The organism is Pantoea sp. X-Soil-MYKO-1289 (assembly GCF_059730625.1).
The window spans coordinates 875,163-897,931 of the sequence record NZ_AP036004.1 but is presented as its reverse complement, the minus strand read 5'-3'; the positions used below and the strand labels follow the sequence as shown (position 1 = coordinate 897,931).

The 22,769-nt window shown below is 62.8% G+C and carries 24 protein-coding genes and 1 tRNA gene; 7 read left to right on the top strand and 18 right to left on the bottom strand.

What is annotated here, in order from left to right; translation table 11 throughout:
- Window positions 1-15: 15 nt before the first annotated feature.
- The 10 genes from katG to hpxU form a co-directional block, all read right to left on the bottom strand.
- Window positions 16-2,274: a catalase/peroxidase HPI gene (gene katG, locus AC6I7Z_RS04275; RefSeq protein WP_497813264.1), complete on the bottom strand. Its 2,259-nt coding sequence runs from the start codon at window positions 2,272-2,274 to the stop codon at window positions 16-18.
- Between the two features lie 103 nt (window positions 2,275-2,377).
- Complete coding sequence (uraH, locus tag AC6I7Z_RS04270) at window positions 2,378-2,713, bottom strand: hydroxyisourate hydrolase (protein WP_033752858.1); 336 nt, start codon at window positions 2,711-2,713, stop codon at window positions 2,378-2,380.
- Window positions 2,710-3,204 carry a 2-oxo-4-hydroxy-4-carboxy-5-ureidoimidazoline decarboxylase gene (gene uraD, locus AC6I7Z_RS04265; RefSeq protein WP_497813263.1) on the bottom strand — a complete coding sequence of 165 codons (495 nt, stop codon included), beginning with the start codon at window positions 3,202-3,204 and terminating at the stop codon, window positions 2,710-2,712. The genes uraH and uraD overlap by 4 nt, the downstream gene beginning before the upstream one ends.
- Window positions 3,201-4,460, bottom strand: coding sequence for an allantoate amidohydrolase (gene hpxK / locus AC6I7Z_RS04260; RefSeq protein WP_497813262.1), 1,260 nt, complete (start codon window positions 4,458-4,460; stop codon window positions 3,201-3,203). Before hpxK ends, uraD begins: the two co-directional genes overlap by 4 nt.
- Window positions 4,457-5,689, bottom strand: coding sequence for a pyridoxal-phosphate-dependent aminotransferase family protein (locus AC6I7Z_RS04255; RefSeq protein WP_497813261.1), 1,233 nt, complete (start codon window positions 5,687-5,689; stop codon window positions 4,457-4,459). The genes hpxK and AC6I7Z_RS04255 overlap by 4 nt, the downstream gene beginning before the upstream one ends.
- An 18-nt stretch (window positions 5,690-5,707) precedes the next feature.
- On the bottom strand, window positions 5,708-6,439 hold the full coding sequence (locus tag AC6I7Z_RS04250) for an amino acid ABC transporter ATP-binding protein (protein WP_497813260.1): 732 nt from the start codon (window positions 6,437-6,439) through the stop codon (window positions 5,708-5,710).
- Window positions 6,420-7,076, bottom strand: a complete 657-nt coding sequence (locus AC6I7Z_RS04245) for an amino acid ABC transporter permease (RefSeq protein ID WP_497815395.1) — start codon at window positions 7,074-7,076, stop codon at window positions 6,420-6,422. Before AC6I7Z_RS04245 ends, AC6I7Z_RS04250 begins: the two co-directional genes overlap by 20 nt.
- Window positions 7,076-7,741: an amino acid ABC transporter permease gene (locus AC6I7Z_RS04240; protein WP_033788668.1), complete on the bottom strand. Its 666-nt coding sequence runs from the start codon at window positions 7,739-7,741 to the stop codon at window positions 7,076-7,078. Before AC6I7Z_RS04240 ends, AC6I7Z_RS04245 begins: the two co-directional genes overlap by 1 nt.
- A gap of 9 nt (window positions 7,742-7,750) precedes the next feature.
- Window positions 7,751-8,536, bottom strand: a complete 786-nt coding sequence (locus tag AC6I7Z_RS04235; protein WP_033788667.1) for a transporter substrate-binding domain-containing protein — start codon at window positions 8,534-8,536, stop codon at window positions 7,751-7,753.
- Between the two features lie 181 nt (window positions 8,537-8,717).
- Entirely contained in the window at window positions 8,718-9,557 is an 840-nt protein-coding gene (gene hpxU / locus AC6I7Z_RS04230) for a MurR/RpiR family transcriptional regulator HpxU (RefSeq protein ID WP_497813259.1), read from the bottom strand.
- A 135-nt stretch (window positions 9,558-9,692) separates the two neighbouring features.
- Here hpxU and AC6I7Z_RS04225 point away from each other — a divergent pair, with 135 nt between their 5' ends.
- The 4 genes from AC6I7Z_RS04225 to hpxZ are packed head-to-tail and all read left to right on the top strand — an operon-like array spanning window position 9,693 to window position 13,251.
- Entirely contained in the window at window positions 9,693-11,279 is a 1,587-nt protein-coding gene (locus AC6I7Z_RS04225; protein WP_497813258.1) for a gamma-glutamyltransferase family protein, read from the top strand.
- A 13-nt stretch (window positions 11,280-11,292) separates the two neighbouring features.
- Complete coding sequence (gene hpxX, locus AC6I7Z_RS04220) at window positions 11,293-11,478, top strand: oxalurate catabolism protein HpxX (protein ID WP_033752868.1); 186 nt, start codon at window positions 11,293-11,295, stop codon at window positions 11,476-11,478.
- Complete coding sequence (locus tag AC6I7Z_RS04215) at window positions 11,475-12,872, top strand: AtzE family amidohydrolase (protein WP_497813257.1); 1,398 nt, start codon at window positions 11,475-11,477, stop codon at window positions 12,870-12,872. The genes hpxX and AC6I7Z_RS04215 overlap by 4 nt, the downstream gene beginning before the upstream one ends.
- Window positions 12,862-13,251, top strand: a complete 390-nt coding sequence (gene hpxZ / locus AC6I7Z_RS04210) for an oxalurate catabolism protein HpxZ (RefSeq protein WP_497813256.1) — start codon at window positions 12,862-12,864, stop codon at window positions 13,249-13,251. The genes AC6I7Z_RS04215 and hpxZ overlap by 11 nt, the downstream gene beginning before the upstream one ends.
- Before the next feature lie 2 nt (window positions 13,252-13,253).
- Here the strand turns inward: hpxZ and AC6I7Z_RS04205 are convergent, their stop codons facing one another.
- From AC6I7Z_RS04205 to AC6I7Z_RS04185, 5 genes are all read right to left on the bottom strand, one after another.
- Window positions 13,254-13,979, bottom strand: coding sequence for an HPP family protein (locus AC6I7Z_RS04205; protein ID WP_497815394.1), 726 nt, complete (start codon window positions 13,977-13,979; stop codon window positions 13,254-13,256).
- Between the two features lie 140 nt (window positions 13,980-14,119).
- A complete protein-coding gene (locus AC6I7Z_RS04200; protein WP_497813255.1) occupies window positions 14,120-15,331 on the bottom strand; it encodes a cupin domain-containing protein in 1,212 nt (403 codons plus the stop codon).
- A 310-nt stretch (window positions 15,332-15,641) separates the two neighbouring features.
- Window positions 15,642-16,598, bottom strand: coding sequence for an allantoinase PuuE (puuE, locus tag AC6I7Z_RS04195; protein ID WP_497813254.1), 957 nt, complete (start codon window positions 16,596-16,598; stop codon window positions 15,642-15,644).
- Between the two features lie 34 nt (window positions 16,599-16,632).
- Entirely contained in the window at window positions 16,633-17,364 is a 732-nt protein-coding gene (gene hpxA, locus AC6I7Z_RS04190) for an allantoin racemase (RefSeq protein ID WP_497813253.1), read from the bottom strand.
- Window positions 17,361-18,083, bottom strand: a complete 723-nt coding sequence (locus tag AC6I7Z_RS04185) for a GntR family transcriptional regulator (protein ID WP_497813252.1) — start codon at window positions 18,081-18,083, stop codon at window positions 17,361-17,363. Before AC6I7Z_RS04185 ends, hpxA begins: the two co-directional genes overlap by 4 nt.
- A gap of 143 nt (window positions 18,084-18,226) precedes the next feature.
- Between AC6I7Z_RS04185 and AC6I7Z_RS04180 the strand changes: the two genes are divergently transcribed.
- Window positions 18,227-19,714 carry an NCS1 family nucleobase:cation symporter-1 gene (locus AC6I7Z_RS04180; protein ID WP_497813251.1) on the top strand — a complete coding sequence of 496 codons (1,488 nt, stop codon included), beginning with the start codon at window positions 18,227-18,229 and terminating at the stop codon, window positions 19,712-19,714.
- A gap of 61 nt (window positions 19,715-19,775) precedes the next feature.
- On the opposite strand, the gene AC6I7Z_RS04175 is transcribed toward AC6I7Z_RS04180, so the two are convergent.
- Both AC6I7Z_RS04175 and dnaQ read right to left on the bottom strand, forming a co-directional pair.
- Window positions 19,776-19,852: transfer RNA gene (locus AC6I7Z_RS04175), tRNA-Asp, on the bottom strand.
- Between the two features lie 133 nt (window positions 19,853-19,985).
- The gene (dnaQ, locus tag AC6I7Z_RS04170) at window positions 19,986-20,717 is read right to left on the bottom strand and encodes a DNA polymerase III subunit epsilon (RefSeq protein WP_497813250.1); all 732 of its coding nucleotides are present in this window, start codon (window positions 20,715-20,717) and stop codon (window positions 19,986-19,988) included.
- 54 nt (window positions 20,718-20,771) lie between these two features.
- Here dnaQ and rnhA point away from each other — a divergent pair, with 54 nt between their 5' ends.
- On the top strand, window positions 20,772-21,239 hold the full coding sequence (gene rnhA, locus AC6I7Z_RS04165; protein ID WP_033752878.1) for a ribonuclease HI: 468 nt from the start codon (window positions 20,772-20,774) through the stop codon (window positions 21,237-21,239).
- On the opposite strand, the gene AC6I7Z_RS04160 is transcribed toward rnhA, so the two are convergent.
- Entirely contained in the window at window positions 21,221-21,958 is a 738-nt protein-coding gene (locus AC6I7Z_RS04160; RefSeq protein WP_497813249.1) for a class I SAM-dependent methyltransferase, read from the bottom strand. The two genes, rnhA and AC6I7Z_RS04160, sit on opposite strands and share 19 nt — an antisense overlap.
- A 42-nt stretch (window positions 21,959-22,000) precedes the next feature.
- On the opposite strand from AC6I7Z_RS04160, the gene gloB reads away from it, so the two are divergent.
- A complete protein-coding gene (gene gloB / locus AC6I7Z_RS04155) occupies window positions 22,001-22,756 on the top strand; it encodes a hydroxyacylglutathione hydrolase (protein WP_497813248.1) in 756 nt (251 codons plus the stop codon).
- Window positions 22,757-22,769: the final 13 nt, after the last annotated feature.

Genomic DNA, 22,769 nt, shown 5'->3' with positions numbered 1-22,769 from the left:
TCAGGCGTCGCGCGGTCAGATATCGAAGCGGTCCAGATTCATCACTTTGGTCCAGACGGCCACGAAGTCGGTCACGAACTTCTGGTGCGCATCGCTGCTGGCGTAGACTTCCGCCAGCGCACGCAGGATGGCGTTAGAGCCAAAGACCAGATCGGCGCGGGTCGCATGATACTTCACTTCCCCGCTCTGACGGTCGCGCCCTTCAAACAGCTCCTCGCTCTCATCGGTAGCGCGCCATGCGGTGCGCATATCCAGCAGATTAACGAAGAAGTCGGTGCTCAGCACGCCAGGGCGATCGGTAAAGAGGCCGCGATCGCTGCCGTCGAAGTTAGTGCCTAACACGCGCAGGCCGCCCAGCAGCACCGTCAGCTCCGGCGCGCTCAGCGTCAGCTGCTGCGCTTTATCCAGCAGCAGCGTTTCGGTCGACGATCCGCCCTGCACGCGGCGATAGTTGCGGAAACCATCGGCCAGCGGCTGCAGAAGATCAAAGGACTCGACATCGGTCTGGTCCTGACGCGCATCGACGCGCCCCGGCGTAAAGGGCACCTGAACGGCTGAACCCGCCGCGGCGGCCGCCATCTCAATACCCACATTACCCGCCAGCACAATGACATCCGCCAGCGATGCTTTGCCAGAAGCCTTTTGAATCTCCTGCAATACCGGCAGCACGTCGCGGATTACGCTGGCGTTAACCGCCCACTGGTTCTGCGGTGCCAGCGCCAGACGCACGCCGTTCGCGCCGCCGCGCTTGTCGCCGCCGCGGAAGGTCGAGGCTGATGCCCATGCAGCAGAAACCAGCTGGCTCACGCTCAGCCCGGAGGCCGCAATCTTCGCTTTCAGCTCGCTGATATCGCTGGCGTCCGGCTGATGGATCGCCGCCGGCAGCGGATCCTGCCACAGCAGATCTTCTTTCGGCACTTCCGGCCCCAGGTAGCGCGCTTTCGGCCCCATATCGCGGTGGGTCAGTTTGTACCAGGCGCGGGCGAAGGCTTCATTGAACGCCTGCGGATCGTTAAGGAAGCGGCGAGAGATCTTTTCGAACTCCGGATCGAAGCGCAGCGTCAGGTCGGTGACCAGCATGGTCGGCTTGCGCTTTTTCTCCGGATCGAAAGGATCGGGAATAATCGCGTCGGCGTTGCTGGCTTCAAACTGAATGGCGCCCGCCGGGCTCTTCGTCTGCACCCACTCATATTTGAATAGGTTCTCGAAGAAGTAGTTGCTCCACTGGGTCGGGGTCTGCGTCCAGACCACTTCCAGGCCGGAGGTAATGGCGTCTGCGCCCGCGCCGCTGCCGTAGCTGCTGCGCCAGCCGAAGCCCTGAGCCTCAATCGGCGAGGCTTCTGGATCGACGTCGAGGTGGCTGGCCGCGCCCGCGCCGTGGGTTTTACCCAGCGTATGGCCGCCGGCGATCAGCGCCACGATCTCTTCGTCGTTCATGCCCATATTGCCAAAGGTGGCGCGAATGGCTGGCGCGGCTGAGGCCGGGTTGCCGCTCGCTTCCGGGCCTTCCGGGTTAACGTAGATCAGCCCCATTTCGGTCGCGCCGAGCGGCGCGTTGGCGAGGCTTTCCGGATGGCGATGCGCCAGCCATTCGGTTTCGTGGCCCCAGTCCACATCCATATCCGGTTCCCACACGTCTTCGCGTCCGGCGCCAAAGCCGAAAGTGCGGAAACCGGCGTTCTCCAGCGAGACGTTGCCCGCCAGGATATAGAGGTCGGCCCAGGAAATTTTCTGGCCATATTTCTGTTTCACCGGCCACAGCAGGCGGCGCGCTTTGTCGAGGCTGACGTTGTCCGGCCAGGAGTTGAGCGGCGCGAAACGCTGCTGTCCGCGCCCGGAGCCGCCGCGGCCGTCGATGGTGCGGTAGGTGCCCGCGCTGTGCCACGCCATACGGATAAACAGGCCGATATAGCTGCCCCAGTCGGCAGGCCACCAGGATTGCGAATCGGTGAGCAGCGCGCGGATATCCGCTTTCAGCGCCGAATAGTCGAGCTTGCTGAACTCTTCGCGGTAGTTGAAGTCGGCGCTGAGAGGATTAGAACGGCTGGAGTGCTGATTTAACAGGTCGACGCGCAGCATGTTAGGCCACCAGTCGCGGTTGGTGGTGCCGCTGCCAGCGCCGCGCGCCAGCACGCTTTTCTCTTCAGAGGCGCCGTGGTTAAACGGGCATTTACCGGCGTCAACGCCGCTCTCACTCTGGTTTTTCTCTTGCGATGCTCCGTGAGGGAAAGGGCATTTACCTGCGGCGTTATTGTTATCTTCGGGCGTGCTCATTATCGGCTCCGTTGGCTTTTGGTTACCCGGCTACGATAGCCTCAGGTTTGCGAAAATACCATTTGGCTAAGCCGACGGTTTTGATAGCCGTAGACTTTCAAAATTAGCTGCCGCGATAGGTAGACCACGACCAGGGCGAAATTAAAAAAGGCAGGTGGAAATGGCTGCCCGCCTCGGCGATAACGAAATCGATCTGCGCGGAGACGTAGAGCGCATCGCGCCCGTCTGCCGCAAAATAGTCGCCGATCTCGGCGGTCAGCCGATAGTGGCCCGGCGTCAGCGGCTCCGGCGTTAAGTCGCCGATGCGTCCATCGCTGTCCGTCTCGCCGTCGGCAACCGGCAACCAGCCTTCGGGGCTATTCTGCTCCAGGGAGATAGCGACGCCGACCGCTGGCTTGCCCAGCGCCGTGTCAAGAATATGGGTGGTGATGGTGCTCATGTCAGGCTCTCCTTCAGACGCAACAGGGTGATCTCCCGCAGCTGTTCCAGCGCTTCGCGCGCTTCGGTGGGTTCGTCATTCGTCAGGCGCCGCTGAAGCTGCGCCAGCATCTCTTCGCCGCTGCGCCCTTTGGCGCGGATTAGAAAGAGGCGGCCGAAGCGCGCTTCATAAGCCCGGTTGCCCGCCTGCATCGCCTGCTTTAGCGCCGCGTCGGCGTCGCTCATCGCGGCCTGCTCCTGACGCGACAGCGCCGCCTCTTTCTCCGCGCCGCCGGCGCGTTCGCCGATGCGCGGATGCGCGGACAGCGCCTGTTCAAGATCGTCGCTGTTCCATCTCTGCGCCAGCCGCTCCGCCTCTGCCAGCAGCGCCTCGACAGAGGCGAATGGCCGCGCGGCCGCCAGCGCCTGCCGCCAGCGCGGGATCGCCACGCAGTGGGCCAGCGCGGCCTGCGCCGCCGCATCCGACAGCGCGTTAAAGGTGGCAAGATTCATGACGCGCCTCGCTGCGCCAGCTGGCACACTGCCTGCAGATAAGCGCGCACCGCCAGCGCCACGTCGTCGCTCATGACCGCTTCCGCCGGATGGTGGCTGAGGCCGCGTTCATTGCGCACGAAGAGCATGCCGACCGGCCAGCGCTCGGCGATGGCGATAGCGTCATGGCCCGCGCCGCTCGGCAGCGCCAGCGCGCGGCCCTGAACCGTCTCGACGGCGCTGCTCAGCGCCTGCTGCAGCGCGCTGTCGCAGGCGGTGGCGCTGATGCGGTAATACTCCTCCGCCTCGAAGCGCAGCCCACGCCGCAGCGCGATCGCCTCGGCCTGCGTCAGCAGGCTCGACAGCAGCCGCTCCAGCGGCAGATCCTGCGGGCCGCGCACGTCCAGCGACAGCGTGACCTCGCCGGGAATAACGTTGACCGCGCCGGGCGCACAGCTCAGGGTGCCGACCGTCGCCACCAGCTGCGGATCCTGCTCGCGCGTGGTCGCCTCGATAAACACCATCCACTCGGCGGCCGCCGCCAGCGCGTCTTTACGGTGGGTCATCGGCACCGTGCCCGCGTGGCCCGCCTCGCCGGTAAAGCGGCAGTTAAGGCGGCGCGCGCCGTTGATGGCGGTGACCACGCCCAGCGCCAGCCCCTCCTGCTCCAGGCAGGGCCCCTGTTCGATATGCAGTTCAAGATAGGCGACGATAGCATTCAGATCGCGGGCGGCGCGCGGAATCGCCTCGGCGTTCAGCCCCACATCCGCCATCGCCTGGGCGACGGTGATGCCGTTGCCGTCTGGATGGGTGGTCCAGCTCTCCGGCCAGCTGCCGGCGATGCCGCGGCTGCCAAGCAGCGTGATGCCGAAGCGCGTGCCCTCTTCATCGCCGAAGCCGACAATCTCGACCGCCAGCGGCAGGCGCTGTTGGTTCTCATGCAGCCACTGCACGGTCTCAATCGCGGTCAGCACGCCGAGCATGCCGTCATAGCGGCCGGCGTTGCGCACCGTATCGAGATGAGAGCCGAGCAGCAGCGCGGGCGCGCCGTCGCTCGCCCCTTCGTAGCGGCCGCAGATATTGCCGACTTCGTCCTGCCAGACGCGCATGCCCGCCTGCGCCATCCACTCGCCGACCTGCGCATTGGCGCGCAGATGCTGCGGCGAGAGGTAGACGCGCGTCAGCTGATCGGGCGATTCGCTGATCGCCGCCAGCGCGTCGCAGCGCGCCATGACGCGTTCAGCGGCGAGCTGCGCCTCCGCAGCGTTCATCATCATGCCTCGCTCCCGTAGCGATCCCAGGCCGCCTGCATCGCCGCGCCCTGGGTCGCGCGGAAGCCGACGCGGGTCAGCACCGCCTCCAGCGCCGCCAGCGTGGTCATCACGCAATCTTTGCGCGCGTTAAAGCCCATGGTGCCGATGCGCCACACCTTGCCGTGCAGCGGACCGAACGAGGTGCCGATCTCGATGCCGAAATCCTCCAGCATCAGCTGACGCACCTGGTCGCCGTTAACGCCCTGCGGGATCACCACGCCGAGCACGTTGTTCATCTTGTGCTTCAGGTCGCCGAAGGTTTCCAGCCCCATGCCCTGGATGCCTTTCAGCAACGCCTCGCCGTGCAGCCTGTGACGCGCGATACCTTCGTCCAGCCCCTCCTCGAGGATCAGCCGCGCGCACTCGCGCGCGCCGAACAGCGCGGTGGTCGCTTCGGTATGGTGGTTGAGGCGCTCCGGCCCCCAGTAATCCATGATCATGCCGAGATCGAAGTAGTTCGAGTAGATCATCTCTTCGTCGCCGTCCTGATGCGCGGCGGTGCGGATCCCCTCTTCGACGCATTTGCGGCGGCGGATCGCCTCCTCCATCTGCGGGCTCAGGGTAATCGGCGAAGTGCCGGAGGGGCCGCCGAGGCATTTCTGCATCCCGGCCGAGACCGCATCCAGCCCCCAGGCGTCGGTTTCCAGCGCGTTGCCGCCGAGCGATGCGGTGGCGTCGGTATAGAAGAGCACGCCGTACTTTTTGCAGATGGCGCCCAGTTCCGCCAGCGGCTGCAGCATGGTGGTCGAGGTGTCGCCCTGCACCGTCAGCAGCAGGCGCGGCTTCACGCGCTTAATGGCGTCCTCGATCCGATCCGGGGTAAAGACTTCGCCCCAGGGCACCTCAATGGTGTGCACCTCGGCGCGGCAGCGGCGGGCGATCTCGCACAGCAGATGGCCGAAGCGGCCGAATACCGGCACCAGCACCCGATCGCCGGGGCGGATCGCCGACAGCAGGATCGCCTCGATCCCGGCGCGCGAGGTGCCGTCAATCAGCAGCGTCCAGCGGTTTTCGGTGCGGAAGACGCCGCGATAGAGTTCCATCACCTCATTCATATAGTGGGTCATCGCCGGATCGTACTGGCCGATCAGCTGGGTCGACATGGCGCGCAGCACGCGCGGATCGGCGTTGATCGGGCCAGGGCCCATCAGCAGACGCTGCGGCGGATTGATTTGCGGATAGCGGTTTTCCATGTTGATTTCCTTACTAAATTAGAGTCGCACCGAGGAGATGAACTGCTTCAGCTCCGGCGTCTGCGGCGCGGCGAACAGGGTTTTGCTGCTGCCCTGCTCCCAGACGCGCCCCTGATGCATAAAGACCACGCGATCGCCGACGTCGCGCGCGAAGTTCATTTCATGGGTGACCAGGATCAGCGTCATGCCTTCGGCGGCGAGCTGCTCCAGCACTTTCAGCACCTCGCCCACCAGCTCGGGATCGAGCGCCGAAGTGATCTCGTCGCACAGCAGTACCTTCGGGTTCATCGCCAGCGCGCGGGCGATGGCGACGCGCTGCTGCTGGCCGCCGGAGAGGTTGGCTGGCGAGTAGTCGAGACGCTCGCCGAGACCGACTTTCTCCAGCATTTGAGTGGCCAGCGCGCGGCACTCCGCCTCGCTTTTTTTCAGCACGCGGCGCGGCGCCAGCATCACGTTTTCCAGCGCGGTCATATGCGGAAAGAGGTTGAAGTTCTGGAATACCATGCCGACCGAGCGGCTGATGTCGCGCGCCTGAGCATCGCGGTCGGTAACAGTCATGCCGCCCAGCTTGATGCTCCCTTCCTGATAGCCTTCCAGGCCGTTCATGCAGCGCAGCAGCGTGCTTTTGCCTGAACCGCTGCGGCCGATAATGGAGATCACTTCGCCCATTTCGATATCAAGATCGACGCCTTTCAGCACGTGATTGTCGCCGTAGTACTTCTGCACCTGATTAATGGTGATGAGCGGCATGGAATTTTTTCTCCAGATACTGGCTGTAGCGAGACAGCGGATAACACATCAGGAAGTAGCCCAGCGCGACCAGGCCAAATACCTTGAAGGGCTGATAGGTCACGTTGTTCAAAATGGTCCCGGCTTTGGTGAGTTCGATAAAGCCGATAATCGAGGCGAGCGCGGTGCCCTTGATCACCTGCACGGCGAAGCCGACCGTCGGCGCAATGGCGATGCGGATCGCCTGCGGCGCGATCACCCGGTACAAGGTCTGGCCGAAGCTAAGGCCGAGACAGCGCGACGCCTCCCACTGCCCTTTCGGCAGCGCGCGAATGCTGCCGAACCAGATATCGAGCAGAAAGGCGCTGGTGTAGAAGGTCAGCGCGAGCGAGGCCGCCGTCCAGGGCGCGACGTCGATGCCGAACAGCCCGACGCCGAAGAAGGCGAGGAAAAGCTGCATCAGCAGCGGCGTGCCCTGGAACAGCTCGGTGTAGCAGCGGATCAGCCGCGTCAGCCACTTGCGCCGCAGCAGACGCAAGAAAAGCAGCGGCAGCGTCACCAGCGTGCCGCCGACAAAGGCGGTCAGCGACAGCAGCAGGGTCCAGCGCGCCGCCAGCAGCAGGTTGCGCACAATGTCCCAGTCGGTAAAGGTCGTCATCATGCCTGCGCTCCTAACCATTTGCGGCCTAGCGCCAGCAGCACCTGGCGCATGGCGATCGACAACAGCAGATAGATCAGCGTGGTCACCAGGTAGACCTCGAAGCTTAAAAAGGTGCGCGACTGGATCAGGTTGGCGGCGAAGGTCAGCTCTTCATAGGAGACCTGCGACACCACCGACGAGCCGAGCATCACGATAATGCACTGGCTGACCAGCGCCGGATAGATACGCTGCAGCGACGGCGGCAGCACCACGCGCAGGAAGGTTTGCGCGCGCGTCAGGCCCAGCACCCGTCCCGCTTCCCACTGCCCTTTCGGCGTCACCTGAATGCCGGCGCGGATAATTTCGGTGCTGTAGGCGCCGAGGTTAATCAGCATCGCCAGCAGCGCCGCCTCGCCCGCCGTCAGCTTCAGCCCCAGATTGGGCAGGCCGAACACGATAAAAAAGAGCTGCACCACAAACGGCGTGTTGCGGATAATCTCAACGTAGAGGCCCCAGAGACGGCTGGCCCAGCTCGCTTTGCCGCTGCGCAGCGCCGCGCCGAGGATCCCCAGCCCGACGCCGCCGACGGTGGCCATCACCGTCAGCTGAATCGTGACCCACAGCCCGGCGAGCAGCTCCGGCCAGTAGGGCCAGAGCGCAGGGAAATTAAGTTGCCCGAGCATAGCGCGCCCTTATGCGCCGAGGCTGGCGGGCAGCGGCGCTTTCAGCCACTCTTCCGACAGTTTGTTGAGCGTGCCGTCTTTGATGCCCTGCTCAATCAGCGCGTCCACTTTTGCCTTCAGCGCCGGCTCATCTTTTTTCAGGCCGATAAAGCAGGGCGAATCCTTCAGCATAAACTGCGCGACCGGCGCTTTTTGCGGGTTCTGCCGCGCGATCGCCGCCACCACCAGGTTGCCGGTCGCCACGTACTGCACCTGGCCTGAGAGGTAAGCCGACAGCGTGGTGTTGTTGTCTTCGTAGCGTTTGACCTGCGCCTCTTTCGGCGCGAGGCTGCTCAGCACCATATCCTCCACCGCGCCGCGCGTGACGCCGATGCTCTTGCCGCTCAGCGCCGCCGCGTCTTTCAGCGTCTCGCCTTTAGGGCCGAAGACGCCGAGAAAGAACGGCGCATAGGCGCGGCTGAAGTCGATCACTTTTTCACGCTCAGGGTTTTTCCCCATGCTGGAGATCACCAGATCGACCTTATCGGTTTGCAGATAGGGCACGCGGTTGGCGCTGGTGACCGGCACCAGCTGCAACTTAAGTTTCATCTGTTTCGCGAGGTATTTCGCCGTGTCGATATCGTAGCCCTGCGGCTGCAGATCGGTGCCGACCGATCCGAACGGCGGGAAATCTTGCGGCACCGCCACGCGCAGCACGCCGCGCTTCTCGATATCCTGTAGCTGATCCGCCAGCGCGCTGCCGGTCTGAACCATCAGTAACGCCGCCGCTGCTACCGCCATTAACGCCTTTTTCATTATGCACCCCGGTAAGTTGACCTGAAACAAAAGATTCTTGTAAATGTGATTTGCAACTAATGTGCCAACCACTGGCGCGGCGGATTACGCGGCAGAAACGCTAAATTCAGGGAAGAAAGGCGGCCTGTCGCCGCCTGATATCAGAGGATCAAAATGAGGCAAAGCACCAAAAAGGTGCTCTTTAACGGTGCTCCAGCTCGTCCAGCTGCTGATAGAGATCGGCGATTTGATGAATACGCTGGCGCCCCTGCGTCAGCATTTCATGCAGCAGCGCGTTGGTCAGCAAATTGATCAGGCTCATCGCCGAGCCGTAGCTGTCGAAGGCTGATACGCTGTCGAGCGGCGCGCAGAGCTGCCAGCGCGCCAGGCCGCTCATCGACTGCGCCTGCGGCTCGCACAGCGCCAGCAGCGGAATATCCCGCTGCTGCAGCTGCTGCATCAGCGGGCGGATCAGGCGCGGACGACGGCGAAACGCCATCACCACCACCATATCGTCAGGCGTGATATCGACGACCTCTTCCGCCAGCGTCTGGCCCGGCTGCGGCAGCACCATAACGTCGGCGCGCGCCTGCAGCAGCTGCTGGCGCAGATGCAGCGCCAGCGGCCAGGAGTTGCGCATGCCGATAACGAAAATACGCTTCGCCCGGGTCATCTGCTGCACCGCCTCGCCGAACTGCTGCGCGTCGAGCGCGTTCACCCACTGCGTCAGGTTCGCCATCTCCTGTTTATAGTGGCGCGCCAGCAGCGTATTGCCCTGCACCGCGTCGCGGTTGTCGGTCAGCGGCATGCCGCTCTGGCGCAGAATGCGCAGCTCGTCGCGCATATCTTTATATTTGTCGTAGCCCAGCCGGCGGAACAGGCGGCTAACCGTCGCCTTCGACACGCCGCTGAGTCTCGCCAGCTCGGCGCTGTTGTAGCTGATTAGATCGTCGAAGTGGTCAAAGACGAAATCCGCAATACGCTGCTCCTGCGGCGAGAGCTGCGGATAGTGGCTTCTGAGTCGTTCATCAAGCTGTTTCATGCGTCGTCCTGTAACTTTCGTTTCAGCAGAAGCTAGCATAATTCGATCCAGGTTACCGCCGTCGTGCGCCACAGCAAAAAACTGGAACGGCTCTTGCTTGGATCCCTGCTCTGTTACCCAATAAGAACCTTCACTATGATTCAGAGCAATATGGCCCCGCTGGGCATGGCGGTCGCGCCGCATCACCTGGCGAGCGAGAGCGCGCTGGCGGTTCTGCGCGACGGCGGCAACGCCATTGAGGCGATGGTCGCCGCCGCCGCGACCATCGCCGTGGTCTATCCCCATATGAACGGCCTCGGCGGCGACGGCTTCTGGCTGGTGCTGCCGCCGAACGGCGATCCCGTGGCTATCGACGCCAGCGGCGCGGCGGGCGCGCTGGCGCATCCCGATTTCTACCGCGGCCTGCGCGCGATTCCGCATCGCGGTCCCGCCGCCGCGCTAACGGTGGCCGGGACGGTGAGCGGCTGGCAGGAGGCGCTGGCGCTCTCCGGCGAGCTGGGCGGCGCCCCGCTGCCGCTGCCGCGCCTGCTGCGCGACGCTATCCGCTACGCCGCCGACGGCATTCCGGTTACCGCCTCGCAGGCGGCCGCCACCGCGGCGAAACAGCATGAACTGGCGCATCAGCCGGGATTCGCCGCGACCTTTATGCCGGACGGCGAACCGCCGCGCGAGGGCAGCCGCTTTACCCAGCCGGCGCTGGCGCAAACCCTTAGCCTGCTGAGCGAACAAGGTCTCGACAGCTTCTACCGCGGCGAGCTGGCGCATCATCTGGCGCGCGAAATGTCAGCGCTCGGCATGCCGGTAACGCTGGCGGATCTGCAGCAGCAGCGCGCGCGTCGCTGCGTGCCGCTGCATGTAGCGCACAGCGAAGGCGATCTGTGGAATATCGCGCCGCCGACGCAGGGGCTGGTGTCGCTGGCGATCCTCGGCGTGACCGACCATCTGGCGATGGCGCAGGCTGACGAGGCGCAGACGGTGCACCGCATCGTAGAGGCGACCAAAAAGGCCTTTGCGCTGCGCGACGCCCATCTTACCGATCCGCGTCATATGACCTGCGAAGCGCAGTCGCTGCTGACCCAGGATCACTTCGCCACGCTGGCGAGCCAGATTAGCGAGACGCAGGCGGCGCCCTGGGGCGCCGGGCGCGGGCCCGGCGACACGGTGTGGATGGGGGTGATGGACAGCAGCGGCCTCGCCGTCTCCTTTATTCAGAGCATCTATCACGAGTTCGGCAGCGGCGTGGTGATCCCCGGTACCGGCATCACCTGGCAGAATCGCGGCGCGGCTTTCAGCCTCGACGCGGATCATCTGCTGGCGCTGGCGCCGGGCAAACAGCCGTTCCATACCCTTAATCCCGCCGCCGCGCGCCTGAAAGATGGCCGCACGCTGATCTACGGCGCGATGGGCGGCGACGGCCAGCCGCAAACCCAGGCGGCGATCTTTACCCGCCATGTGATCCAGGGCATGCCGCTGCAGCAGGCGGTGAGCGCGCCGCGCTGGCTGCTGGGCCGCACCTGGGGCCAGTCTTCCGACTCGCTCAAGCTGGAGGGGCGCTTTGCGCCGGAGAGCGTCGCCAGGCTGCGCCAGCTGGGGCACGAGGTCGAGCTGCTGCCCGACTTCAGCGAGGCGGTCGGCCACGCAGGCGCCATCGTGCGCCATATCAACGGCATGCTGGAAGGCGCATGCGATCCGCGCAGCAACGGCAGCGCGAGCGGATTCTGACAGGAGAGAAAAGATGAATCAGACAACAGACTGGGGGCGCTATCTGGCGCTGATGGAGCAGCTGCTGGCGCTGGAGCTGGACGACCCGCGCCGCGCCGAGCTGGTGATTCAGCTTGAGCGCATCGCCGCGCTGGCGGCGCCGCTGATGGCGTTTCCTCTCGACGACCGGCTTGAAGTGGCGGGAGTGTTCCATCCATGAATCTGAGCGAATTATCTCTCCGGTCGCTGCAGCAGGCGATCCAGCGCGGCGATCTCAGCGCGCGCGAGGTGGCGCAGCAGACCCTCAGGGGAATCGAGCGGCACCGGGTGATTAACGCCTGGACCGAGGTTACCGACGCACGCATGCTGCGCGAGGCTGACGCCGTCGACGCGCAGCGACGCCGCGGCGACGATCTGCCGCCGCTGGCGGGCGTGCCCTATGCGGTGAAAAACCTGTTCGACGTGGCGGGCCATACCACGCTGGCCGGCGCTGGCCTGTTCCAGGATCGGCCGGCGGCGACGCAGGACGCCTGGGCGGTGAGCCGCCTCAGCCGCGCCGGCGCGCTGCTCTCCGGCATGCTGAATATGGACGCCTACGCCTATGGCTTCACCACCGAGAACAGCCACTTCGGCGCGACACGCAACCCGCACGATCTGACGCGCGTAGCGGGCGGCTCGTCGGGCGGCTCCGCGGCGGCGGTCGCCGCCGGGCTGGCGCATTTCTCGCTCGGCACCGACACCAACGGTTCAATCCGCGTGCCCGCGTCGCTGTGCGGCATCTTCGGCCTGAAGCCGACCTTCGGCCGCCTGTCGCGCAGCGGCAGCCATCCCTTTGTTGCCAGCCTCGATCATATCGGCCCCTTCGCGCGCCGCGTCGAGGATCTGGCGCTGGTCTACGACATGCTGCAGGGCCACGACCCTCAGGACGCGTTTCAGGCGAACCGACCCGCCGATCCGGCGCAGGTGGGGCTAGAGGTGAGCGGTCAGCGCTGCGCCGTGCTGGGTGGCTTTTTCTCGACCTGGTGCGACGACGACGCGCGCGATGCGCTGGCGCGCGCCGCGCGGGCGCTGGAAATCCATGACGAGGTCACGCTGCCGGAGGCGGAGCTGGCGCGCTCGGCAGCCTTTATCCTGACCGCCTGCGAGGGCGGCAACCATTATCTGCCCGCGCTGCGCGCCTCGCCGGAGCGTTTTGAACCCGCCTCGCGCGAGCGGCTGCTGGCGGGCGCGATGCTGCCCGCCGCCTGGTACGTGCAGGCGCAGCGCTTCCGCCGCTATTTCCAGCAGCAGGTGCTGCCGCTGTTCGAACGTTTCGACGTGCTGATCGCGCCCGCCACGCCCTGCGTCGCGCCGCTCATCGGCCAGCAAAGCATCCGCGTTAACGGCGCTGACCTGCCGTCGCGCGCCAGCATGGGCATGCTGACGCAGCCGATCTCCTTCCTGGGGCTGCCGGTGTGCAGCGTGCCGCTGGCGACGAAAAGCGGTCTGCCGATTGGGCTCCAGCTGATCGCCGCGCCTTTTAACGAAGCCGCCGCGCTGCGCGTCGCCTTCGCCCTTGAGCAGCAGGGCATTACCCTCGCGCCCACCACTATGGATAAACCGGATGCAAACTGAAGAGATTAATTTACCGCACGTCGTCGCGGAGGTGACCGCCGCCTTTTACCGCTACGAGCAGGCGCTGGTGAGCAACGATATCGCGACGCTCGACGCGCTCTTCTGGCACGATGAACGCACCGTGCGCCTCGGCGCGGGCGAGAACCTCTACGGCATCGAGCAGATCCGCGCCTTCCGCGCCCAGCGTCCCGCCGCCGGGCTGGCGCGCACCCTGCGCAACAGCGTCATCACCACCTTCGGCGAAGCCTTTGCGGTGTGCAGCACCGAGTTCACGCGCGAAGGCTCATCGAAAATCGGCCGTCAGCAGCAGAGCTGGGTCAGGCTGCCGGAAGGCTGGCGCATCGTTGCCGCGCAGGTGAGCCTGATGAGCGAAAGCTGAGGCTAGCGGGCGCGCGCCTGGCGCTGTACCGCAATCGCCTCGGCGCGCTGCAGCAGCAGCTGGAGGTCATCTTCATCGATATCCAGCAGTTCGCCGCTTTCCAGCGCCTGATGCAGATCGTTGCGGGTAATCGGCACCTCCAGCGCTACCGGCGCGGGTTTCGCTTCGGCGGCGGCCAGCGGATGCGGATAGCGGCGGCCCGCCAGGTTATTGAAGAGGATCGCCAGCAGCGCCAGACAGAGTGAGTTAAGCAGTACGGGCGTCAGAATATAGTGGTAGCCCAGCTGGTGGACGTGGCCGCCGCCGAGAATGGCGGTCAGCGCCACCGCGCCGCTGGGCGGATGCAGGCAGCGCAGCTGAAACATCACGGCGATAGCCAGGCAGGCGGCGACGCCGCAGGCCAGTGGCGCAGAGGGAATCGTCATGGCCGCGGTCACGCCAATCGCCGCCGCCACTATATTGCCGCCGACAATTGACCAGGGCTGCGCCAGCGGGCTGTTCGGGATGCCGAACAGCAGCACGGCGGAAGCGCCCATCGGCGCGACGAACCACAAATTAACCTGCCCCAATAGCCAGTGGCTGATAAGACTGGTGATAGTCAGGCCAAGCCCGGCGCCGATACTGGCGATAACGATCTCTTTTTTGGCTACCGGCAGCGGATGCGGCCAGAAGCGGGCAAAAAAGGTGCGCAGCCTGCCTTTTCCCTTCGCCTGACGCGATTCATTCATGTTCAAAACGCTTATTCATCAGAAAAAATTACAGAAGCGGCGATTGTCGCCGATCGATTTGGTGGTAACAACCGCAGGGTTGGGCGGTGGGTCAGGATTCGGAATTGTGCCCAGGGCTGGCGACGCGCCAGCCCGAAAGGCTATTTAACCACCGGATTCTTTTTCAGCGACAGCGCCGAGAGGAACGCATCGTCGAGCTGCAAATGCTGCGCCACCAGCTCGCGCGGCGTGCTGGCAAGCCACTGATTCAGAGAGATATCGGCGTAGTAATCGCTTTTGAACAGCTCCAGAAACCGCAGCGGCCCGGTGCCGGTATTCTCGATATAGTGCCCCATGGCGAAGGGGACATAGCCGACGTCGCCCGCCCGATAGTCGAAGGTTCTCGCCTGGCCCGACGAGGCGAAGACGCCCATGCGCCCCTCGCCTTCCAGATAGTATTGCCACTCATCGTTGTTCGGATGCCAGTGCAGTTCGCGCATGCCGCCCGGCGCAATCTCCACCAGCGCGGCCGCGATGGTTTTCGATACCGGAAAGGTTGAGGAGTCGGTAATGCGCACCGTGCCGCCCGGCGCGACGATCGGCGCCTGCGCCAGCATGTGATGAGTGAAGATGCGTTTTGATTTCGGCGCCCCCTTGATGGCGTCCGCAGCCAGCGTGCCCGGCACCTTGCCGGCAAAAATATACTCGTCGTCCGGCGAAGGCAGTTTTGCAAAGGTTGAAACCGGCACGCTGAAGTTTTTCGCCAGAATTTCGGGCGGAATATGTTTGAACCAGTCTGACAAGAGAAAGGTGCTGTCCTCATCGAAGCCGCCGTCGTCAAACGCCAGCAGAAACTCACAGCCGTCTGGCCCCAGCCCCTGAATCGAGTGCGGAATGCCCGGCGGAAAATACCAGAGGTCGCCGACGCCGATATCATCCACGAACCAGCCGCCGTCGGTATCGAAGGCGGTCACGCGCGCCTTGCCGAAGGTCATGTAGGCCCACTCGCCCTCTTTGTGCCAGTGCAGTTCCCGGATACCGCCCGCATTGAGGCGCATATCGACTCCGGCGATGGTGGTGGAGATGCCCAGCTCGCGCTGCGTCACCTGGCGCGTCCAGCCGCCGCTGCCTTTGCGCACGTGGGCGTCGCTGAAAGAGAAGCGCAGGTTGGGCAGCGTGCCGCTGTCGGTGGCGGGCGGATTGACGATGTCGGGGTTTTGCGCCTCACGCGCCGGATCGTGCGGGCCGGGATCGCGCGGCGTGCCGGCGGGCCAGGAGGCGATGGTGTCATGGGCGTGGACCTGGCCTGCCGCCAGCGCCACCGTGCCGCCTGCGGCGAACGCCATAAAGTTCCTTCGGGAAAGCTTGCTCATCTGTACGATTCCTTATTCCGTGGTTGACCCGGAATATCTATACGCCCAAAGCGAACCGTCGGCGGCGGGCAAGATGTAACAGTCCGCTGGGCGGCGAGTAACCTTAGTTTTGTTAATCAATTTTGCGAGGGGAATATTTTAATTCCATTTAACCACGGTTAAAAAATGGCGTCCGAAGGGAGGTTTAGGCGCGCACAAAATGCTAACGGTTGAGGAGATGCATTAATATTTCTGCTAAATAATCCGTTACATCTTTTTAACAAGAACAGCGGAGACGCGCGGCTGTTTGCGCAGCCGCGTCGGGTTATCCTCAGGGTTGCGGCGCGGGATGCACCGCGGCCCAGTGATCGGCGATCTGCTGGCGGGTACAGATCCAGACGTCGCTATGCTGCTGGATATGATCGAGGAAGTTTTGCAGCGCTTTGAATTTCCCTGGCCGGCCCAGCAGGCGGCAGTGCATGCCGACCGACATCATTTTCGGCTGGGTTTCGCCCTCTTCATAGAGCACGTCAAAGGTGTCGCGCAGGTAGGTGAAGAACTGCTCGGCGGTATTGAATCCCTGCGGCGTGGCGAAGCGCATATCGTTGCACTCCAGCGTATAGGGGATCACCAGATGCGGCTTCACGGTGCCGTCCTGACAGGTAACCTGCGTCCAGAACGGCAGATCGTCGCCGTAATAGTCGCTGTCGTAGCTAAAGCCGCCCTGCTCCACCACCAGCCGCCGCGTGTTGGGGCTGTCGCGGCCGGTGTACCAGCCGGTGGGCGCTTTGCCGAACAGATCGGTAAGCACGTCGACCGCCTGCTGCATATGCTGGCGCTCGGTTTTGGCGTCCATCGACTGGTAGTGGATCCAGCGCCAGCCGTGGCTTACTACGTCGTAGTCAGCCTGTTTGATCGCCTCGACGATCTGCGGATGACGCGCCAGCGCCATCGCGACGCCGAACACCGTCAGCGGCAGGCCGCGCTTCTGGAATTCGCGGTGGATGCGCCAGAAGCCGGCGCGCGAGCCATATTCGTAGAGCGAATCCATCGACATATGGCGATCGGGATAGCTGGCCGCCCCGATGATGTCGGAGAGGAACTGCTCGGATCCGGCATCGCCGTGCAGCACGTTGTTCTCTGCGCCCTCTTCATAGTTGAGCACGAACTGTACCGCCACGCGTGCCTTGTTCGGCCAGGCGGCGTGCGGCGGCGTGGCGCCGTAGCCGATCAGATCGCGCGGATAGTTTTTGTTGAAGCTGTACTCTTTCTTCTCTGCACTATCCATTCATCAATTCCTGTTTAATTGCGGCAAGGTCTCGTTAGTTTAGATGCTGAAACGCCCCGGAGAGAGGTTTGGCGATCGGCTGAGCGAGATCGCCATGCTTGCTGGTGCCGAAGCCAAGCGCCACCAGCGCCTCCACCATTTTTACCGCCGCGCTGACGCCGTCGATAACCGGCATCCCCAGCTCCTGCGTCAGCTCGCGCGCCAGCGTCGCCATGCCGCCGCAGCCCAGCACGATGGCGCCGCTGCCATCCTGTTGCTTCGCCTGCAAACACTGCTGCCGCACCTTCTCCTGCGCCAGCCCTGAGCCATCCTCCAGCGCCAGCACCGGCAGGTCGATGGCGTGCAGCGCGGCGCAGTGGTGGGTGAAACCGTACTGCTGCAGCAGATGGCGCGCGATGATCAGCGTGCGCGGCAGCGTGGTGACGATGGAAAAGCGCGTCGCCACCAGCGTCGCGGCGTGCATCGCCGCTTCGGCGATGCCGATGACCGGCCCGCTGGCCAGCTCGCGCGCCGCCAGCAGTCCAGGGTCGCCGAAGCAGGCGATAACGTGGCCGCTGACGCCCTGCTCCCTGCCGCGCCTCACCTGCTCCAGCACGCCGATCGCCGCGATCGCCTCGTCGAAGTGGCCCTCAATCGAGGGCACGCCCTGCGAGGGCGACACCGCGATAATCTCGGTGCCGGGCGCGGCCACCGCGCGCGCCGCGGCGCCGATCGTTTCCGTCATCGCCAGGCTGGTGTTGGGGTTGATCACCTGGATCAGGCTCATGATGTCACCTCTTTATGACGGGCAAATAACCGCGAGAAGTCGGGCAGCGTTTCGCCGCTGCGCTCGAAGTGCAGGCTAGAGACGATATGGTCGAAGTGGTGCTGCAGCGCCTGGGTCAGCGCGCCGAGGTCGCCCGCGCGCAGATGGGCCACCAGCCGGTCGTGATCGTCGCAGCGGCAGCCCTGTTGCCAGGGCGCGCCCCAGGCGGCGATCACCAGCGAGGAGCGCTGCGTCAGGCGCGTGACCAGCTCGGTCAGCACCTGATTGCCCGCAATCGCCTGCAGCTCGATATGGAAAGCAGCGGAGAGACGGATCGCCGCCGCGCCGTCGCGCGCGTCGTGCGCCTGCTGCTCCTGCGCGATACGCTGCGTCAGCCCCGCCAGATGCGGCGGCTGCAGATGCGCCAGCACCGCGGGCAGATTAGCGCACTCGATCAGCGCCCGGGTGCAAAAGATATCGCGCGCTTCGTCTACGCTGGGCGTGGCTACCTGTGCACCGCGCCTGGGCAGCAGCGTCACCATCTGCACTGCGGCGAGGCGCTGCAGCACTTTGCGAATGCCGGTGCGGCTGACGCCGAATACCTCCGCCAGCGCCTCTTCCGGCAGTTTGCTGCCCGGCGGCAGCTGGTGCTCCACTATGGCGTTCATCAGCGCCTGATAGATAAGCTCATCTTTATCCCCGGCATTGTCGGCCTCGCTGTGGCCTTTTTCACTTCTCATCTCCGGCTCCCTCAGGTCGTTCCATCCGCATATCGTATACGTTAACGAAAAATTTTGTATACAAGAATTCTATTCTGGCCTGGATCCTGCAACAGCTTCTCTGTTGCGTTGACCCCTTAACGTCATTATGAGGAGCAGGTTTCATGCCAAACCAATTTAACAGCCCTTCTGCCTCGGCAGAGGTGCGCTATAGCCCACGGCTGACCAATGAGGATCTGGCGCCGACGCGCCAGCAAAACTGGAGCTGGTACAACATCTTCTCTTTCTGGATGTCGGATGTGCACAGCATGGGCGGCTACGTGGTCGCGGCCAGCTTTTTCACCCTTGGGCTGGCGAGCTGGCAGGTGCTGATTTGTCTGCTGGCGGGAATTTGCATCGTGCAGCTCTGCGCCAACCTGGTAGCGAAGCCGAGCCAGATGGCGGGCGTGCCCTACGCGGTGATTTGTCGCCAGGCGTTTGGCGTCTTCGGCGCCAATATTCCGGCGGTGATCCGCGGGCTGATCGCCTTCGCCTGGTATGGCATTCAGACCTATCTGGCCGCCAACGCGCTGATGCTGGTGCTGCTGAAATTCTTTCCAACGCTGGCGTCGATGACCCACGCCAGCTGGCTGGGCCTGTCGCTGCTCGGCTGGTGCTGCTTCGGCGTAATGTGGCTGTTACAGGCGATGGTATTCTGGCACGGCATGAGCGCCATCAAGCGCTTTATCGACGTGGCGGGTCCCGCCGTCTATGTGGTGATGGTGGCGCTGGCGGGCTGGATTGTATACAAGACCGGTTTCGACGGTATCTCTTTTACCCTGGCGAGCAAGTCGCTGAGCGCAGGCGAACAGAGCTGGCAGATGATCACCGCCACCGCGCTGGTGGTTTCCTACTTTTCCGGACCGCTGCTTAACTTCGGCGACTTCTCGCGCTACGGCAAAAGCATGGGCGAAATCCGCCGCGGCAACCGCTGGGGCCTGCCCTTTAACTTTTTGCTCTTCTCGGTAGTCACGGTGGTGATCGTCTCCGGCACCCAGTCGCTGTTCGGCAAGATGATTACCGATCCGATCGAAACCGTCAGCATGGTCGGCAACGATGTGGCGGTCGCTATCGGGCTGCTGACCATGATCACCGCCACCATCGGCATTAATATCGTGGCGAACTTCGTCTCGCCGGCGTTCGATTTCTCTAACTGCTCGCCGCAGAAGATCAGCTTCCGCACCGGCGGTATGATTGCCGCGGTCGGCTCAGTGCTGCTGACGCCATGGAACCTGTTTCAGTCGCCGGAGCTGATCCACTATACCCTTGACGTGCTGGGCGCCTTTATCGGGCCGCTGTTCGGCATTCTGCTGGCGGATTTCTATCTGATCAAACGCAGCCGCGTCTTTGTCGACGATCTGTTCGATGCGACGCCGCAGGGCCGCTACTGGTATCGCGGCGGCTTTAACCCGAAAGCGATCGCCGCGCTGCTGCCGTCGGTCGCCATCGGCTTGTTGATCAGCTTTATTCCCTCGCTGCACGAGGTGGCTAACTTCAGCTGGTTTATCGGCGCGGCGCTGGGCGGCGGATGCTACCGCTATCTGGCGCGTCATGAGCGCGAAGCGAGCGCGGCGCAGCCTTTCGCCGGCGGCGTTGCGATGCAGGAAAAATAAGGGGAAGGCACGCAGAAAAGCAAAAGGCCGATTCATTACTGAATCGGCCTTTCTGAAGAGTTGGCGGTGCGGACGGGACTCGAACCCGCGACCCCCGGCGTGACAGGCCGGTATTCTAACCGACTGAACTACCGCACCGCGCTGTGTTCCCCGTCGGGAACGAGGCGCATATTAATGGCCGCCCAGGATCCCGTCAACGCTTTTTCTCACCGCGCCGTGCGTTTGCTGTTTTTTTACGCTTACCGCTGATTTTACCAGCGAAACCACTCAGTTAACCGCGCCACAGGCAGCTTCCGCCTTTTTTCATCACCAGATCGAGGCGCGACTCATGCGCCATCACCTCTTCATCCGACGCCGCCACGACGCGCAGCGCCGAGGCAGGCCGAACGATGCGCTGGATGGTTTCGCCCTCGTTCTGCTGCGCGCCGTCGCCCTCCATCGAGAACGCCAGCGACGTCTGGCCGCCGGTCATCGCCAGGAAGACTTCCGCAAGGATTTCGGAGTCGAGCAATGCGCCGTGCAGCGTACGTTTGCTGTTGTCGATCTCATAGCGCGAGCAGAGCGCATCCAGACTGTTGCGCTTGCCTGGGAACATCTTGCGCGCCATCGCCAGGCTGTCGGTGATGCGACAGAAGGTTTCGGTTTTCGCAATGCCGCGATTGAGCATGGAAAACTCATAGTCCATAAAGCCGATATCGAACGAGGCGTTATGGATCACCAGCTCGGCGCCGCGAATGTAGTCGAGAAATTCGTCCGCAATATCGGCGAAGGTCGGCTTATCGGCGAGAAACTCATCCGCAATGCCGTGCACGCCGAACGCTTCCGGATCCACCAGCCGATCGGGCCGCAGATAGATATGGAAGTTGTTGCCGGTCAGGCGACGGTTCACCACCTCCACCGCGCCAATTTCAATGATGCGGTGACCTTCGTAATGCACACCGATCATGTTCATGCCGGTGGTTTCAGTATCGAGTACGATCTGGCGGTTATTTGCAGTGCTCATAGGATTCGTTTTATGTCAGACTTGGCGTTTTTCTCAGAAGGGAGTCTACCAGAGATGCGCAAGCAGGTAGAAATATTCACCGACGGATCCTGCCTCGGCAATCCTGGCCCCGGCGGCTACGGTGCGATTTTACGCTACGGTCAGCACGAAAAGCTGTTCAGCGCCGGTTACCGGCTTACCACCAATAACCGCATGGAGCTGATGGCGGCGATTGTGGCGCTGGAGGCGCTGAAAGAGCCTTGTCACGTGGTGCTGAGCACCGACAGCCAGTATGTGCGCCAGGGCATTACCAGCTGGATCCATAACTGGAAAAAGCGCGGCTGGAAAACGGCGGATAAGAAGCCGGTGAAAAACGTCGATCTCTGGAAGCGCCTCGACAGCGCGCTGGCCGGGCATGAGATCCAGTGGGAATGGGTTAAGGGCCATGCCGGCCATCCGGAAAACGAACGCTGCGACGAGCTGGCGCGCAGCGCGGCGTCGCATCCGCAGTCAGAGGATATCGGCTACAAGGTCGAATCCTGATCTTTCGCCGCGCGGAACTGCCGCGTGGCGTTCACCGCCGGACGCAGCTGCGCCTTAGAGAGCGACTTTTTCGCTTTGGTCGGCGTTAGCGGGAATGTGCGTTTGCGCGCTACGACGATATTCAGGCAGCCCAGCGCAGGCAGATGCGCGCTAATCACCTTGCCGCCCTGCCGGTGCCAGGGCACCACCTGAAAACGGGTGCGGAATACCACTTCGTAATTAAGCAGGCTCAGCCAGTCAAGCAGGCGCATCTGACTAAACATCCTTCCGCTCCAGGGCGCTTTGCGCTGAATGCCGGGCAGCGCTTTGCTAATGCCCAGCAGGGAAAAAGGATTGAAGCCGCTGATAATCATCCAGCCGTCGTCGATCAGCACGCGATCGACTTCGCGCAGCACCCGGTGCGGGTCCTGACTCCAGGCGAGCGTGTGCGCCAGCAAGCAGGCGTCGATAGACTTGGATTCAAACGGCAGCTGCGTCGGATGCGCCAGCACCTGCAGCAGCTCGCCTTCGCTGCCGACATTGACCTGATGTGAAATAGCGCAGTGTTCAGTGTTGATTTCTGCACTAAGGTTGCCAAGCTTAAGCATATGAAAGCCATATAGCTTTCCCAGGTAGGGCTGGAGTTGCTGAGTCAGCGCGTCGCGAAAATAGTCTCCCCATGGCATATCGCGCCATGAGTGCGGCGCGGTCAGAATCTGGCGTGTTTTAGCGCGCTTCATGCTTTACCATCTTCCTTTTCTAACGGCCTGCGAGAGGTGATTATGAATCTTACCAGTATTCCTGCGCTACAGGATAACTACATCTGGACGCTGAACGACGACGCCGGCAACTGTCTGATTGTCGATCCCGGCGAAGCGCAACCCGTGCTGGAGAAAGTCTACGCGAACGGCTGGAAACCTGCGGGGATTTTACTGACTCACCATCATCACGATCATGTCGGTGGCGTACAAGCTCTGCGGGAAAAACTCCCCGGCATCGAGGTTTTCGGTCCACAGGAAACCGAAGATAAAGGCGCGACCAGGATAGTAAGCGAAGGCGATACGGTGTCGCTGCTGGGTATGGACTTCAGCGTGATCCATACGCCTGGTCATACTTTAGGACATATCTCATATTACAGTTCGCCTTATCTTTTCTGTGGTGACACCATATTTTCCGGCGGCTGCGGGCGGCTTTTTGAGGGCACAGCCGAACAAATGTATGAGTCATTTCAGAAGCTTGATCAGCTTCCCGGCGATACTCTGGTTTGCTGCGCGCATGAGTACACTTTATCTAATTTGAAGTTTGCTGCGGCTATTCTGCCCCATGACCCGCAAATTATGGCCGAATATCACAAAATTAAGGACTTACGCGCCAAAAACGGCATCACTTTACCCACAAAACTGGCGCACGAACGGCAAATAAATTTATTTTTGCGTACGCAAGATCCTGATTTGCAAAGGGCATTGAACATAAATTTAACACCCGACCACATATGGGACACATTTGCCCTTTTACGGGAGAAGAAAGACCAGTTTTGATTTTTCGGGTTGT